At 54.9% G+C, this 14,024-nt stretch carries 16 protein-coding genes; 1 reads left to right on the top strand and 15 read right to left on the bottom strand.

The features are described 5' to 3' along the window. Positions 1-8 precede the first annotated feature (8 nt). The 15 genes from ABD76_RS14680 to ABD76_RS14610 form a co-directional block, all read right to left on the bottom strand. Positions 9-623 (bottom strand): permease, encoded by a 615-nt coding sequence (locus tag ABD76_RS14680; RefSeq protein WP_242069579.1) that lies wholly within the window; start codon positions 621-623, stop codon positions 9-11. Between the two features lie 89 nt (positions 624-712). Beyond that, complete coding sequence (gene rpsA / locus ABD76_RS14675) at positions 713-1,933, bottom strand: 30S ribosomal protein S1 (RefSeq protein ID WP_197257994.1); 1,221 nt, start codon at positions 1,931-1,933, stop codon at positions 713-715. Positions 1,934-2,181: 248 nt separating this feature from the next. Continuing rightward, a complete protein-coding gene (locus ABD76_RS14670) occupies positions 2,182-2,760 on the bottom strand; it encodes a lysophospholipid acyltransferase family protein (RefSeq protein WP_197257992.1) in 579 nt (192 codons plus the stop codon). Positions 2,761-2,766: 6 nt separating this feature from the next. Next, positions 2,767-3,471: a (d)CMP kinase gene (cmk, locus tag ABD76_RS14665; protein ID WP_197257990.1), complete on the bottom strand. Its 705-nt coding sequence runs from the start codon at positions 3,469-3,471 to the stop codon at positions 2,767-2,769. A gap of 148 nt (positions 3,472-3,619) precedes the next feature. After that, positions 3,620-3,832 (bottom strand): diadenosine tetraphosphatase, encoded by a 213-nt coding sequence (locus ABD76_RS14660; RefSeq protein WP_206765662.1) that lies wholly within the window; start codon positions 3,830-3,832, stop codon positions 3,620-3,622. Positions 3,833-3,933: 101 nt separating this feature from the next. Continuing rightward, entirely contained in the window at positions 3,934-4,575 is a 642-nt protein-coding gene (locus tag ABD76_RS14655; protein WP_197257987.1) for a flagellar brake protein, read from the bottom strand. Positions 4,576-4,693: 118 nt separating this feature from the next. Next, the gene (gene ypeB / locus ABD76_RS14650; protein ID WP_197257986.1) at positions 4,694-6,037 is read right to left on the bottom strand and encodes a germination protein YpeB; all 1,344 of its coding nucleotides are present in this window, start codon (positions 6,035-6,037) and stop codon (positions 4,694-4,696) included. Between the two features lie 119 nt (positions 6,038-6,156). Next, positions 6,157-6,306 carry a hypothetical protein gene (locus ABD76_RS14645; protein ID WP_006285250.1) on the bottom strand — a complete coding sequence of 50 codons (150 nt, stop codon included), beginning with the start codon at positions 6,304-6,306 and terminating at the stop codon, positions 6,157-6,159. A gap of 119 nt (positions 6,307-6,425) precedes the next feature. Further along, on the bottom strand, positions 6,426-7,139 hold the full coding sequence (gene prsW / locus ABD76_RS14640) for a glutamic-type intramembrane protease PrsW (RefSeq protein WP_197258046.1): 714 nt from the start codon (positions 7,137-7,139) through the stop codon (positions 6,426-6,428). 65 nt (positions 7,140-7,204) lie between these two features. Next, complete coding sequence (locus tag ABD76_RS14635) at positions 7,205-8,455, bottom strand: Glu/Leu/Phe/Val family dehydrogenase (RefSeq protein ID WP_197258045.1); 1,251 nt, start codon at positions 8,453-8,455, stop codon at positions 7,205-7,207. A 175-nt stretch (positions 8,456-8,630) separates the two neighbouring features. Continuing rightward, complete coding sequence (locus ABD76_RS14630; RefSeq protein ID WP_197257985.1) at positions 8,631-9,251, bottom strand: genetic competence negative regulator; 621 nt, start codon at positions 9,249-9,251, stop codon at positions 8,631-8,633. A 266-nt stretch (positions 9,252-9,517) separates the two neighbouring features. Next, positions 9,518-9,949 (bottom strand): DNA-directed RNA polymerase, encoded by a 432-nt coding sequence (locus tag ABD76_RS14625; RefSeq protein WP_197258044.1) that lies wholly within the window; start codon positions 9,947-9,949, stop codon positions 9,518-9,520. 134 nt (positions 9,950-10,083) lie between these two features. Continuing rightward, positions 10,084-10,893, bottom strand: coding sequence for a metallophosphoesterase (locus ABD76_RS14620; RefSeq protein WP_197257984.1), 810 nt, complete (start codon positions 10,891-10,893; stop codon positions 10,084-10,086). 6 nt (positions 10,894-10,899) lie between these two features. After that, entirely contained in the window at positions 10,900-11,295 is a 396-nt protein-coding gene (locus ABD76_RS14615) for a hypothetical protein (RefSeq protein WP_197257983.1), read from the bottom strand. Further along, on the bottom strand, positions 11,292-11,882 hold the full coding sequence (locus tag ABD76_RS14610) for a CPBP family intramembrane glutamic endopeptidase (protein WP_197257982.1): 591 nt from the start codon (positions 11,880-11,882) through the stop codon (positions 11,292-11,294). Before ABD76_RS14610 ends, ABD76_RS14615 begins: the two co-directional genes overlap by 4 nt. A gap of 519 nt (positions 11,883-12,401) precedes the next feature. Here ABD76_RS14610 and serA point away from each other — a divergent pair. Continuing rightward, complete coding sequence (serA, locus tag ABD76_RS14605; protein ID WP_197257980.1) at positions 12,402-13,988, top strand: phosphoglycerate dehydrogenase; 1,587 nt, start codon at positions 12,402-12,404, stop codon at positions 13,986-13,988. Positions 13,989-14,024 lie beyond the last annotated feature (36 nt).

The following is a 14,024-nucleotide window of genomic DNA, read 5'->3' as shown; positions in this document are numbered from 1 at the left end:
CCGCCGGTTCACTGCAAGCGTGTCTGCCACCATTTGTGCCGGGACCATTCAATGACCGCGGACAGCAGGCGTACGGTCACGAACACGAGCCACCACGCATCCTGCACGGCGGCGCCGCCGAATTCGGCGGCAGAGGACAGCTTCAATTGGCTCAGCCACTCCCCCGCCGTTAGCCCCAGCGTCAGCATGATCCACTGATGCGTCCAGTCCCGGGAGCACAGCAGCACAATCGCAATCATCATCAGATAGGCAGCGCTGTGCGCCGGGAGAAGCGGGAGCGGCCACACCGCCGACTGGGACAGCAGCGCCGTCCACAGCCAGACCGCGCCGATCAAGACGATGCGCCCGGCCAGGGCGAACATGATCCAGCCGGAGGCCTGCGCCTGCATGCCGGCCAGACATCCCGCGATCATGCACCACAGCAGCCATACCGGCTGAATCCCGCGTCCTTCCGGGAGCAGCCCGAAGCCGGCATCGTGATAGAGCAGCCAGAACAGGCCGACGAGGAGCAGAATCGTTCGCGGTATTCCGCGCAGCAGCACGCCCCTCCATCCCGTCGCCATCAATATGGCGCAGCAGAGCCACAAAATGAATGACAGCATCCCCGGCAACAATCGCTTCAACTCCGATTCCTTTTTTGCTTATTATTTGAAGGAATCTGCAAAAATAAACGGCGGGCTCCTGGGGAACCCGCCGAAGGATGTTGATTCGATTATTTTTTGAATTTGTTGAGCATATCGCCGAAGCGCTCACCCAAAGTGACGCTCATTCCTTGATTGTTCAAGGACACGTTCGGGTTGTTGTTCAACTCTTCCTTCATGACTTTCTTCTCGGCTTTTGGCGCGGGAGCCGGCGCTTCTTCCGTCTCCTTGATGCTCAGGCTGACACGCTTCTCGGCCGGATTAAAGTCAAGCACCTTCACTTGAACGGTCTGCCCTTGCTTCAGCACCTCGGATGGCGTCGCGATGTGGCGATGCGCGATTTGGGAAATGTGAACCAACCCTTCCACGCCAGGAGCCACTTCAACGAAGGCGCCGAAGTCGACGAGACGCTTCACTTCGCCAGTCAAGATATCGCCAGTCTTGATCTTGTCGGCAGCTTGCTCCCAAGGTCCTGGCTGCGTCGCTTTCATGCTCAGGCTGATTTTGCCGTTCGCCGGATCGACTTTCAATACTTTAACGTTGACTTTCTGTCCTTCCTGAACGAGATCCGACGGCTTGTCGACATGATGCCAAGCCATCTCGGACACGTGCACGAGACCGTCCACGCCGCCCACGTCAACGAATGCGCCGAATTGAGTCAGGCGCTGTACGGTGCCTTCCAGCTCTTGGCCTTCGCTCAGGCTTTCCATCACGCGCTTCTTGTTCGCTTCGAACTCTTCGTCAAGCACTTCTTTTTGAGACAGAATGAGCTTGTTGTTCTCGCGATCGATTTCCTTGACTTTTACGCGCAGCGTGCGGCCTTTGTAATCGCTGAAGTCTTCCACGAAGTGACGTTCTACCATGGATGCAGGAATAAATGCGCGGACACCGACATCGGCTACGACGCCGCCCTTGACGACATCAACAACCGTAACTTCAAATACTTCGTTGTTGTCGAAATGCTGCTGCATGACATCCCATGCATTCTCGCTGTCTACTTGCCGCTTGGACAGAACCATGCGCTCCTTGTCATCGTCGATGCTGACAACCTTGCATTCGACTTCTTGCCCGACTTGGACAACATCCGCAATATTGTCTACGGATACGGAAGACAATTCGCGGACGGGAATGACACCGTCATATTTATATCCAATGCTAACGACCGCTTGGTTGTCGTCGATTTTCACAATCGTGCCTCTGACGGTATCCCCTTTTTTGACGGACACGATGTTTTCCATCACTTCCTGGTTTGCCGTGTCGGCTGTTTCGTTGACTTTTGTTTCTTCAGACATGTGAACTACCTCCTCAATTGAAACCCCATTTATTGAACCCCGCCTTAGAGGCCGGCTTCGCAAGGACTCTTCCGTGCCCTTCTGCAGCACCGCTGACGCGATGCCTTAATATGCGAATCCGTCCGCGGCCCGGCCTTCGAATGGCCGCTCCGCATCGGGATGTCGTAACAATCTCGAATATAACCTGTAAATAATACCTGTAGTATCTGACGTTAGCGGAAAATCATGCACGCCAATCCTCCGAATCGTCAACCTTCCCGCTTAAGCCGGTTGATATGGTCCATGATGCGGTCGGTTGCCTTTTCCAGAACGTCGCTTCCCTTCTGTTCCAGCAGATCCGACATATCGATGGGCGGACCGTAGACGACCCGCGTCTTGCGGAACAACTGGTAGCTCCCGATAATCGCTACCGGAACGACAGCCGCGCCGCTGCGGAGCGCAATCATCGCCGCTCCCTTCTTCGCTGCGGCCGCTTGGCCGGTATTGCGCGTCCCTTCAGGGAATATACCCATAATATCCCCGTCCTGAAGCAATTGAAACGCGGTGCGGATCGTTTCTTTGCCGACGCCGCCGCGCTTGACGGGAAAAGCGCCCAGCGCCTTGATGGCCGCTCCGAACACCGGTATATTGAACAGCTCGGCCTTCGCCATAAAGCGGATGCGCCGCTTCAGCAATATTCCTATCGCCGGAGGGTCCAGCAGGCTGATATGGTTAGAGCAGAGGACAACGCCGCCATCCTTCGGCACATGCTCTGTCCCGGATGCCTCCAACCGGAAAAGAAGCCGGTAAATCAGGCGAAGCAGCGCCCTAATCGTCGTATAAAACATAATTGATTACCGTTCCCCATCTCTGCATAATAATTTGGCCTGATCCACGATGACGCGAACGACCTCATCTATCGTCATGCGCGTCGTATCAAGCAGAACGGCGTCTTCCGCCTGACGCAGCGGAGATACCTCCCTCGTCTCGTCCTGCTTGTCGCGAGCCGCAATCTCCCGCATGAACTGCTCTACGGTCGCGCCGTCCACTCCGCTCGACTCAGCGTAGCGCCGGCGCGCCCGTTCTTCGACGGAAGCGGTCACGAACCATTTCTGTTCGGCATCGGGAAGAACATGCGTGCCAATATCGCGGCCATCCATGACGACTCCCTTGCGGGCAGCCATGCCGCGCTGGAGGTGGACTAGCCTCTCCCTAACGGCGGATGACCGGGCAAACGAGGAAGCGAGCCGGCTAATCTCCGGCGTCCGGATCTCGGCCGTGACGTCGGTTCCGTTCAACAGAACGGCTTGCCCGGAATCAAGCGGAATCAGTTCAATCGCGACATCCTTCATCGCTTCTTGAATGGCATCCCTATCGTCAGGATCAATTCCCAATCGTAACATATGTAACGCTACCGCCCGGTACATCGCACCGGTATCGATATACGTATAACCCAATTCCCGGGCGACGAGGCGGGCCACTGTGCTCTTCCCGGCTCCTGCTGGCCCGTCGATAGCGATATTCAAACGAAGCGCAGGAGCGTTGGACTGTACTGTCAACCGAGTCTGACTCCTTCCTGGAACAATCACCGTGTATAGAGATATCACTAAAAAAGCAGGCGTTGCCTGCGACGTCAAAATTATACCACACTTCATGAGGGGATGCAAAACAGGCAATGCATGGATCGCGCCCGTTCCCCGAGCAGCCTCAAGGCTCCTCCGGTGCGCCGGCCGCCGGATACGGCACGCCTTCCAGCCTCTCCACCTTGCAGAGCAAGCTTCGTATCCCGCCGTGCATAAGCAGCAGCTGCACCGCAAGAAGCGCCGCGGCGAAGGCCAGCCCAATCCGGATCATCCACCTGAAGATGCGTTCCCACCAATCCATAAGTGCCATTTCCCGATCATGCACCGGTTCCCACATCCTCCTTGTTTTTGAGGAATATTATGGCTGGCCGCCCCGCGGATTATGCACACGGAGCTGCGGTCTTCCCCGTATGTATGAATGGGCTTCGGCGGCAAGACTCATTTTCTCGCCTCAATTTGGCGTTCGAAGCAGAACCGGATCAGCTTCTGCTGGTCCAATTCGGCAATCTGCCCGAATTTCATCATGATCAGGTTCCGCTCCTCGTGCAGCGGACGAACCCGCACGATTTCCCCGGTGAACGGGATGTGCTCGATCGTTCCGTTGCGGAACGGAACCGCAAGCCAGCATTGCAGCAGCTGGCCTTCGCGAAGGCCCCATTTCGGCGCGGCCGTGAGCGATACCCCGCCGCCGCTGACATCCTCCGTGCACGCCAAAAATCGAACGCCGTCCAGCGTCGATACCGCCGTCTCCAGTTGAGCCTGCACCCGCAAATAATTGCGGCGCTGCATTTTCGTCATATCGTCAGGGTTCGGCTTGCGGATAGACAGCATTCGAATCGCCTCGTTGCGCTTGCCCTCTATCCGGGACCGGAAATGCCATATTATCCCGTCATTCCGGGAGAAAAAGACATCCAACTCATCCCCGATGGCGAACAATCCGAATTTGCCGGTCTCTTCGCAGAGCGGAACCTCCATCCAGATGCATTCGTCATCCAATTCCGTCACCCTTGCTTTGTAAGTCGCCTCCTCCGGAGAACGCTCCAATTGCATATATAACATATCATTGACTTTAGGTAACATAAGCTCCCCCCTGTGGGCAATTATACCACGGGATACCGGGGTCCAACAGCACAAAGCGCCGGAAAGCATCCTCCCGTCTACAGGATAGACACCCTCCGGCGCTTCTGCGGCGCAAATGTTATTCTTGCACGGCAGTCATCTCTTCGATATGCTCTTCTTCGCCATTTTCGGCGTTAATATAGATGCGGTACGTTGTGCCGTTGATCTTGCCGCCGAATTCATAGCACAACACTTCTTCCCCTTCATCATTCTTAATCAGGGACAACCGATCGAACAAAACATCCATTTCCGGATGCAGCATCTTCTGGGCTTCCTGCTTCGTGAGCTTCGCCTTGCCGATGCTCCGGTCCTTCTGCTCATATACATAATCCGTCGCCTGAAGCCCGGTCACTTCCCCGTTATCAAGCGCGACCCGCACGCCGATTTGCTGCGGATAGACATAGACGCCGTTCACGACCGGCACGAAGGTGAAGCTGCCGACGCGGTTTCGTTCATTGTATTTGACGGCCTCCATATCGGGATAGCCGTTTTTCTTCAAGAACTGCTTGGCGGATTGGGCGGCCTGCTTCATCGAAATTTGCTTCTGCTTAATCTCGCGCGCGTCCATATACGCCATCAGCATGCCCTGCTTCGTAAAATCCAGCGTTACGGTTCCCTTGCCGTCATTGCCGTAATCGGCAAACGCCGTGTAGGATTCGTACTCCGTTCCTTTCCCATTCTCTCTGACTTCGATTTTATTATAATTTTTGTTGCCCAAAAATTGTTCCGCCTTCTGCCGGATTTGCTGTACGCTTAACGGCTGGCCCTTCAGCATCTTGACGGAACGCTTCGTATAGATGTTGGCGATGGTAGGCCCCCAATTCAACTCCGGATAATCGCCGACTTTTTTGTCAACCGTTTTGAAGCCGTCGATAATCGTGTTGTCCATCGTTTGTTGCTCTGAGGCCATCGCGGTCTCGACATCCATCCAGCGCAAATTGTTGGCGATGACCTTATGCTGAACCTGCTGCAAATCCTTTGATATCTCGCCCGCATTCTTATACAACGTCTTCAGCGTCTTCACTTCGTCATCCGACAGCGGCTTTTTGGTCAAATCGCGAATCGAGGTGCGGTAAGCGAAATTGGAGATGCGCGACAGAAAATCCTCCGTCTTGTTGAACGGCAGCAGCGTCAGCGGAAGCTGGTTAATCTCATGCTGCGCTTGGCTCGTAATGCGCCATACATTGGCGAGCCCTTTGCGGTGCATGGATTGCGACTGCGAGTTCACCGCGAGGGTGCGCCCCAGCTCGCTGTGAAGCCTGTCCACATGATAGGTCAAATCATGGAATGCCCGTTGATATTGGTTTTCCGCCTTGATCAATATTGAATTTTTCTCTTGATGCTCTTGATACCCCCACACGATCGCTCCAATGAAAAAGAGCGTAACGATCGGAAACATGACGGCACTAAATCGTTTATACATGGTACAAACGTCTCCCTTCACAGCAACTTGTACATGGATTTGTCCATAGTTTGCTGGAACAGCGGAAGGTTTATGCATCGTTTCCTATGTTACGCTCTTCATGCTGACAGCTTGCCAGCTCAAATCGGTTCTTCTTCGACTTCAAAATTATCGCGGTTGTCGCAGAGGCATTGCTTGAAGCCCGTTTCCACACGGCCTTTTTCCCTCTTGCCGCGCAGCACGAACTTCTCGCCGCAACGGTTGCAGCGAATGGTTACTTTTACCCGCACACGCTCACTCCTCCATCATCTGTAAGAGGTGTTCGCCACGTCGCGCAGGAACACCTCGCTTCCGAGAGGAAACCGCAAGGATTGCCCTTGCTTCCTATGTGCCAGTATTGCCTGCCGGTTCACATATTAATCTCTTCCTCCCGCTTCACCAGATGGAGAGGCGAACGGGCATTCGCGCGCCGCACCTTGCCCATGCCGTAGTACCACAGAAAAATCATTAGCGGTACGACAAACCATATCCAATAACGTGTCACCGTCAACAATATCAGATCATAAATGCCATGCCAGAAAATAGGGAACAGCAGGGAATAGGCCAGGTAACGCCTGGTCCGTCCGCCATTGTCCTTGGTGAACTTCGCCTTGCCCATATAATAGCCCATCATCACGCCGAACATTGCGTGCCCCGATACCGGGAGCAGCGCCCGCAGGATCAAATGCGAGAAGGAAGAATGATTAATCCAGGCATACAATACGTTCTCGATGGTGGCAAAGCCAAGAGACACTGCAACGGCATATAATATTCCGTCGTAATGCTCGTCGAACTCAACATGATTATAGATCATATGATACAGCACGAACCATTTAACCGCCTCTTCCACCCCGGCCGAAATGGCGAAGGAGGAGACGAGCGGGTTATCCCCCCACCACAGCACGAGCCCGTGCTGCACAATCATAATCGGGAAGACAATTAGAAATCCGAGCAGGAATACGCGCACGACCATATGAATCGGTTCGTAATCATAGCGGTCCTTCAGATAAAAGTACACCAACAGCGCAATGCCGGGGGCTATCGCGGCCGTCAGCAAAGGCAGTATCGGCGCCGTTGATTCCATCGTCTGCACGGCCGTATCTGAAGTGCTGGCGGCTATCGCTGTGATAGCCGGAACTATGCCCACACTTACACCCACCCCCGGTAGCGCGCAGCTTCAGCCGTCTTGCGCACGCCGACCATATAAGCGGCCAGCCGCATGTCCACTTGCTTCATCTGATGCGTCTCGTAAACTTTGTTGAAGCCCTGCGTCATCAGCTTTTGCAGCTTCTGCATGACTTCTTCCTCACTCCAGTAGTAGCCTTGGTTGTTCTGTACCCATTCAAAATAAGACACGATGACGCCGCCGGCGCTAGCCAATACATCCGGCACGAGCAGGATGCCGCGGTCCGTGACAATCTTGGTCGCCTCAATCGTGGTAGGACCGTTGGCCGCTTCGACGATGATGCTTGCCTGAATCTTATGGGCGTTGTCCTCGGTAATCTGATTCTCGATCGCTGCCGGAACGAGGATATCGCAAGGCTGCACCAGCAATTCTTCGTTCGTAATCGTATTCTTGAACAGATTGGTGACGGTTCCGAACGAATCCCGGCGGTCAAGCAAATCCGGAATGTCGAGACCTTCCGGATCGTAAAGCGCGCCATTGACGTCGGAGATGCCAACCACCTTCGCTCCCGCTTCGTGCATGAACTTGGACAGATAGCTGCCGGCGTTCCCGAAGCCCTGAACGATAACCCGGGCATCCTTGAGCGGAATCCCGCGCACCTTGAGGGCTTCGAAAATCATCATGACGACGCCCTGCGCCGTCGCGGTCTCGCGCCCCTTCGATCCTCCGAGCACGAGCGGCTTGCCCGTAATAAAGCCCGGGGAGTCGAACTCCCGAATATGGCTATACTCATCGACCATCCATGCCATCACTTGCGAGTTCGTCATGACGTCCGGCGCCGGGATATCCTTGTTCGGACCGACCATCTGGCTGATCGCGCGAACATACCCGCGGCTCAACCGCTCCAATTCGCCGAATGACATCCGGCGCGGGTCGCAAATAATTCCGCCTTTGCCGCCGCCGTACGGCAAATCGGCAATTCCGCATTTCAAGCTCATCCAAATGGACAGGGCCTTGACCTCTTCCTCTGTCACATCCGGATGAAAGCGCACGCCTCCCTTGGTTGGACCGACTGCATCGTTATGCTGGGCGCGGAAGCCGGTGAACACCTGAACCGTGCCGTCATCCATGCGCACTGGTATCCGCACCGTCAGCATGCGAAGCGGCTCCTTCATCAGGTCCACCATATCTTGTCCATAACCCAGACGCTGCAAAGCCTGTTCAATTACGAGCTGAGTGGAAGCAAGCAGGGAGTTGTGATCATTAGCGGTCATCATTATTCACCTCATAGGTTTATAGTAGATAGACTCATTGAACCCGGGTGTCTGGACATTGATGTGTCCAATGAGAGCAAGCTTGAATATACTGACTGACATATGATGACAAATGAAAACAGGGGACTCGCTCCGTTTCAGAAGCGGGCGCTCCCTGTTAATCAACAGAAACCATTTAAGCGTGCCGAGGAGGGAAATGATTGCATATGACGGCAATCGCATTCTCCGGGAGAATGCAGGTTCCGTACTCCTCCAGAACCGCGGCAGTTACGGATGCGGCTTCCCCATATTCAGCAAGAATAGAGACTAGACCTTGCAGACGGTGAGAGTCGAGATCCGCCGGTTCCGCATAGAATATCCACTGATTATTATATTGGTATAGCGCGCCAGAGACGGAGTAATTCGTATTCACCGTATGGGCGGCCTCAATGAAATGCTCAAAATCGCGGAAAGCGAAAACGATGGTGTCGCTCTCTTCGAGCGTCACTTCCATTTCATACACATCATCCAGCTCGTCTTCATCCGCGCCGCTCGCATGATGCCCCGCGCTATCCCAGCGGGTCCGGGTTACAATGACGACCATGCCTTGGGCAGGCATTGCGAACACTTCTACGGCAAGCGGTCCCGTCGCGTCGAATCCGAGTTCAGTGTAAGCCTGGTCCATCATTTCCGCGAACAGCTCCTGCAGCTTCGTCATCTCGCGCCAGAGATCTTCGCGTTGGATCCCGCGCTCCGACAAATCGTCGAACGTAAGGAAAACACGGATTTTGTCTTGGCTCAGACGTTCGATTTTCATGGACAGGACCCTCCTTTGCAACTTCGGTTATAACAGATTATGAAGCAACATATAATATGTGCTGAAAATGGTTCCTTGTAACCTCATGTTATCATTAATTCAAATGTTTTGCACTACATAAAATGGCCTGTCCGGATCTTCTCAGGTATGTATGGAAAATACCCAAAAAAGCCGTCGATGAACGCTCGACGGCTCTTGTTGCCGGTTGCTCGATCAAGACGGCCCAAATCGGCTGCATGATCTGGCAGCCTTTCCTAGCTATTTCATTAGTGGCGGGCTGGCTGCTGCATGTCCGCTTTGGTCTCCAGCGACTGAACCGCAGTCTTCAATGCGTCCTGGGCGCTCGTGGCAGCAGCCGAAGAATTCATGGATGAAGGCAGCGGAGCCAGTCCGTTCTCGCGCAAAATCGCATCAACCTTGCGTTTGACTTCCGGATCGCTATCGATGAGCTGCTTTACTTTGTCCAGGCTGAACTCGTTCGCGTTCGCTTGGCTGGCCGCTTTGGACAACGCGTTGCCCACATTGGCCAGATTCGTCATCGCAGTGTCCATCACTTTGTTTTTCGCTTGGCCCATTACGTCCTGCATCACGTTGCCAGCCACCTGAAGCTTGGACTGCAGGTTCGCAAGCGATCGGCGATCGGCCATATACATGCCGGCGATTACACCGAGAGCCGTACCGGTAAAAAACGCCCTCATATTCACTGCTGATCCCTCCTTGGTTATTCGGATTCAGTAGTTAGTGTGGTCGCCGTTCACCTGAACCATGCGCAATAAATTCAGGAAACAATGGGGCATGCATCGCAGGAACTGGAAACCCCGGTATTTGTTTTTTAGCGTGCCCGGAGCGTAATGAAATGAACCTCAGGCGGGCTGCACAGGCGAAAAGGGGCGTGCGAGGTCCCATATCCCCTGCTGATGAACAGCCGCGTGCAATGTCCGTTCTTGTCGGCGAACGGATACCAGCCTGCCAGGTATTGGCGGTAAAACTTTCCTGTGCGGACAGGTCCGAGGCCAGGCAAGCAAATTTGGCCGCCATGCGTATGCCCCGACAAGACCAAATCGATGCCCTCCAAACTCTCGCCCCGCAGGGACAACGGATCATGCGTGACGACGATGGTGCAGCCCGGCTGCTCCCTGACGTCAAGCATGCTGATCTTGGCGTTCGTTCTTCCCGTGCTGAAGTCATCCCAGCCGACCAGCCATATCGCGGTTCCGTCCCGCTCCAGCCGCACGGCTTCATTGTCCAGCACCTTCACGCCCAGTTGCCTCAGCATATCGTCAAGCCTGCGGATATCGGCCTTGTAATCATGATTGCCATGGACGGCCATGACCGGGCCAAGCCGCGACAGCATCCGCATGTTATGCCTGCACCGTTCTAGCGGAACGCCGGCTTCCGTCATATCGCCGCCCACAATGACGAGATCCGCCTTGTCATGCTTCAGCAGAGCGGAGAGCTCCCGCTCGGTAATGGTCCGCCGATGAATATCGGAAATAAAAAACAAGCGGGTGCCGTCGAATGATGACGGCAGCCGCCTTAACGACACTTCCTCCTCCACAACGTTACATCCGCTCGCTTCCCGCAGCATGTAGCCCGTAACGGCACAGAAGCCCAATACAACAAGACCGATAACAGCAATCATGGCGAATTATCCTCCCAACGCCATCTTATGCCGCCCCCACAAGAAGAGAGCGATTAACAGCCCGATAAACAGCAAAAACAATATATTGTAAAACCATTGCGTAAGTTTTGCGTAATTGGAAGGATACAATTCTTTGCGAGGCGGCAAATAACGATCTTCATCCTCTTCCTCATCAAGGAGAGCCGCCGCCTGTTCCCGCGGCTCCTCTCCCTGGCGCTTCGATGCTGTTGTCTTGGTGTCTGGATGGGACCCGGCCGCTTCCTTCCCATCGGCCGAAGCCTTGGACGCCGAATCTTCCCGCAGCCGGCGCAGCGCAGCGAGCGCCGGGCTGTCTTCCATGTCGGGGGCCGCGGTTCTGCGTGTGAACCCGCGAAATGACGGGTCAGGCCGCTTCTCGCTCATAATTCCCTCCGAAAGCGTAAAATAAGTCCCATAATCAAATCAATGATAAAGTGAGCCGCAATCGGCGCCCACAATGTGCCCGTCCATTCGTAGACGGTTCCGAGCGCATAGCTGATGAGAAAAACCATCAGTGTCGGCAGCCAATGGCGCAAATAGCGGACATGGATCGCGGCGAACAGAATGCTGGTCCAGTACGAACCGAAAGCATGCTGGACTGCCCCCCGGAACAGCAGTTCTTCGCAGATGCCAACAATCAGGCAAATCACGACAATATGCCACACCGGCCGCTTGCCGAACAGCTTCTCGTTCATGCCCCCGTCGTCGGTCATTTCCTCCGGCACGAATTGCGATACGGCGATGTCGACGAGCACGACGACGACGGCCAATCCGGCGCTCCACCACAGCCACTGCCATCCTTCCGGCAAGGCCAGAAGAGCGAACGGATTTCTGCCCTGCAGCCATATCCATATCAATCCCGCCAGCAGGGTAAGGCCCTGCGTCAGGTACAGGTTAAGAAGCAGGAGGCGATCGTCCAGTTCGTGAACACGAACCTGCCGTTCTTTAAATTGATTCCATTTCTGTTTCATTCAATCCCTGCCTTACCGATATATACACGAACATGCAAGTAAAGTTGCGATGAACCAACAGATGAATCATATCAGAAAAAATGGCTCCGATACAACCTCGGCCAGCGCAATTAGACCGGCGCTCCCTATACGATTAGGTCTTTTTTCTCCCTATTGACACCGATCATGAAGCGTGATACATTAAATGCAATTTCATGATGTAATACGGTGAAGGAAAAGAACAGATGCGAAGGCCTACAGAGAGCCGATGGCAGGTGGGAATCGGCGGCGGACCATCATGTTCCAGCGTTCCGGAGTTGTTGTGCTGAAGCTTGCCGGCGGCAGGTGCGTAGGTCCAACCGGCTAGAGCCCGTTACCGCTCGGCATCTCATTGCGAGATGGTCAAGGTCTGGCGTGCGAGCGCCGGGCGAATAAGGGTGGCACCACGGAAGAAGACTCTCGTCCCTTACTACGGTCGTAGTATGCGGACGGGAGTTTTTTTATAGATAACTATGAGTTAGATATTGGGAGGAGATATCCATGTTCAAAGTACTCGTATCGGATCCGATCAGCGATTTCGGCATCCAGCAGCTCGTCGACGCGCAGGATGTGACCGTCCTGAAAAAAACCGGATTGTCGGAAGACGAGCTGATCGGCATCATCGGCGATGTCGACGCCCTGCTGGTCCGCAGCCAGACGCGGGTGACGGCGCGCATCATGGAAGCAGCCAAGCAGCTCAAGGTCATCGGACGCGCGGGTGTCGGCGTGGACAACATCGATCTGGAAGCGGCGACGAAGCGGGGAATCATCGTTATCAACGCGCCGGACGGCAACACGATTACGACCTGCGAGCATGCCTTCGCCATGATGATGGCCCTGTCGCGCCACATTCCGCAAGCGTATGTAAAGACGATAAGCGGCGTATGGGACCGCAAGTCGTTCCTTGGCGTCGAATTGATGAACAAGACGCTCGGCGTCCTCGGCATGGGCCGAATCGGGAGCGAGGTCGCTAAGCGCGCCAAGGCGTTCGGCATGGAAGTCATCGGCTACGATCCGTTCATGACGGACGAGCGGGCGGAGAAGCTCGGCGTCAAGCTTGGAACAGTGGACGAAATTATCCGCGCCGCCGATTTCATCACCGTCCATACACCGCTTACGGACGAGACGCGCCATATGATCTCCCGCCCGCAGTTCGAAGTGATGAAGCGGGGAATGCGCATCATCAACTGCGCCCGCGGGGGCATTATCGATGAACGGGCGCTTATCGAGGCGATTGACGAGGGCATCGTTGCCGGAGCGGCCTTCGACGTGTTCGAGGCGGAACCGCCGGCTGCGGATCATCCGTTCTTGAAGCATCCGAAAATCATTGTCACCCCTCACCTTGGCGCATCGACGGTAGAAGCGCAAGAGAACGTGGCGGTCGACGTCTCCGAGCAGGTGCTGCATATTTTGCGGAACGAACCGTTCAAAAATGCCGTGAATATGCCGCCGGTTGCGCCAAGCGTGCTGAAAAAGATTCAGCCTTACTTCAAGCTCGCCGAGAAGCTCGGGCAATTCGCCGGCCAAATGGCCAAAAGTCCCGTCCTGGAGATCGTCGTCAATTATTGCGGCGATCTGGCCGAGGTGGATACCCAGCCGATTACGCGCTACATCGTCAAAGGCGTGCTGTCCCGCTATCTTGGCTCCGATGTGAACGAGGTAAATTCGATGCATCTGGCCAAGGTTCGCGACATTAATATTTTGGTCGAAAAATCCCATATCGCCAAAGGCTTCACCAACCTGCTGACGGTCAAGCTGCGCACGAGCACCGAAGAACGGCTCGTGGCCGGCACGCTGCTGAACGGATACGGAGAACGGATCGTTCAGATCGACAAATATACCGTGGATTTGGTGCCGGAAGGCTATCTCCTTCTGATCTCGCATCATGACAAGCCGGGCGTTATCGGGCTGGTCGGCTCCCTGCTTGGCAACAACGGCGTGAATATCGCGACGATGCAGGTGGGACGCAAAATCGCCGGCGGAGACGCGATTATGGTGCTGTCCGTGGACAAGTCGGTGCCTCAGGATGTGCTCGCGGAGCTGAAGGCCCATGCGGATATCAATAAAGCGAAAGTCATCGTATTATAACGAAAAGATACCCGGAGCAAGCAAAGCCCTGCGCCT

This window comes from Paenibacillus dendritiformis, from assembly GCF_015845845.1.
Classification (GTDB): domain Bacteria; phylum Bacillota; class Bacilli; order Paenibacillales; family Paenibacillaceae; genus Paenibacillus_B; species Paenibacillus_B dendritiformis_C.
Note: the sequence above shows the minus strand (reverse complement) of the source record. Positions and strands in the feature narration are given on the sequence as shown.

Excerpts from the sequence above, each read along its gene's own strand:
- ypeB (WP_197257986.1), bottom strand. The coding sequence starts at position 6,037 with ATGTATAAACGATTTAGTGCCGTCATGTTTCCGATCGTTACGCTCTTT.
- ABD76_RS14660 (WP_206765662.1), bottom strand. The coding sequence starts at position 3,832 with ATGTGGGAACCGGTGCATGATCGGGAAATGGCACTTATGGATTGGTGG.
- ABD76_RS14655 (WP_197257987.1), bottom strand. The coding sequence starts at position 4,575 with ATGTTACCTAAAGTCAATGATATGTTATATATGCAATTGGAGCGTTCT.
- ABD76_RS14625 (WP_197258044.1), bottom strand. The coding sequence starts at position 9,949 with ATGAGGGCGTTTTTTACCGGTACGGCTCTCGGTGTAATCGCCGGCATG.
- ABD76_RS14635 (WP_197258045.1), bottom strand. The coding sequence starts at position 8,455 with ATGACCGCTAATGATCACAACTCCCTGCTTGCTTCCACTCAGCTCGTA.
- ABD76_RS14620 (WP_197257984.1), bottom strand. The coding sequence starts at position 10,893 with ATGATTGCTGTTATCGGTCTTGTTGTATTGGGCTTCTGTGCCGTTACG.
- ABD76_RS14670 (WP_197257992.1), bottom strand. The coding sequence starts at position 2,760 with ATGTTTTATACGACGATTAGGGCGCTGCTTCGCCTGATTTACCGGCTT.
- ABD76_RS14615 (WP_197257983.1), bottom strand. The coding sequence starts at position 11,295 with ATGAGCGAGAAGCGGCCTGACCCGTCATTTCGCGGGTTCACACGCAGA.
- prsW (WP_197258046.1), bottom strand. The coding sequence starts at position 7,139 with ATGGAATCAACGGCGCCGATACTGCCTTTGCTGACGGCCGCGATAGCC.
- ABD76_RS14610 (WP_197257982.1), bottom strand. The coding sequence starts at position 11,882 with ATGAAACAGAAATGGAATCAATTTAAAGAACGGCAGGTTCGTGTTCAC.
- serA (WP_197257980.1), top strand. The coding sequence starts at position 12,402 with ATGTTCAAAGTACTCGTATCGGATCCGATCAGCGATTTCGGCATCCAG.
- rpsA (WP_197257994.1), bottom strand. The coding sequence starts at position 1,933 with ATGTCTGAAGAAACAAAAGTCAACGAAACAGCCGACACGGCAAACCAG.
- ABD76_RS14630 (WP_197257985.1), bottom strand. The coding sequence starts at position 9,251 with ATGAAAATCGAACGTCTGAGCCAAGACAAAATCCGTGTTTTCCTTACG.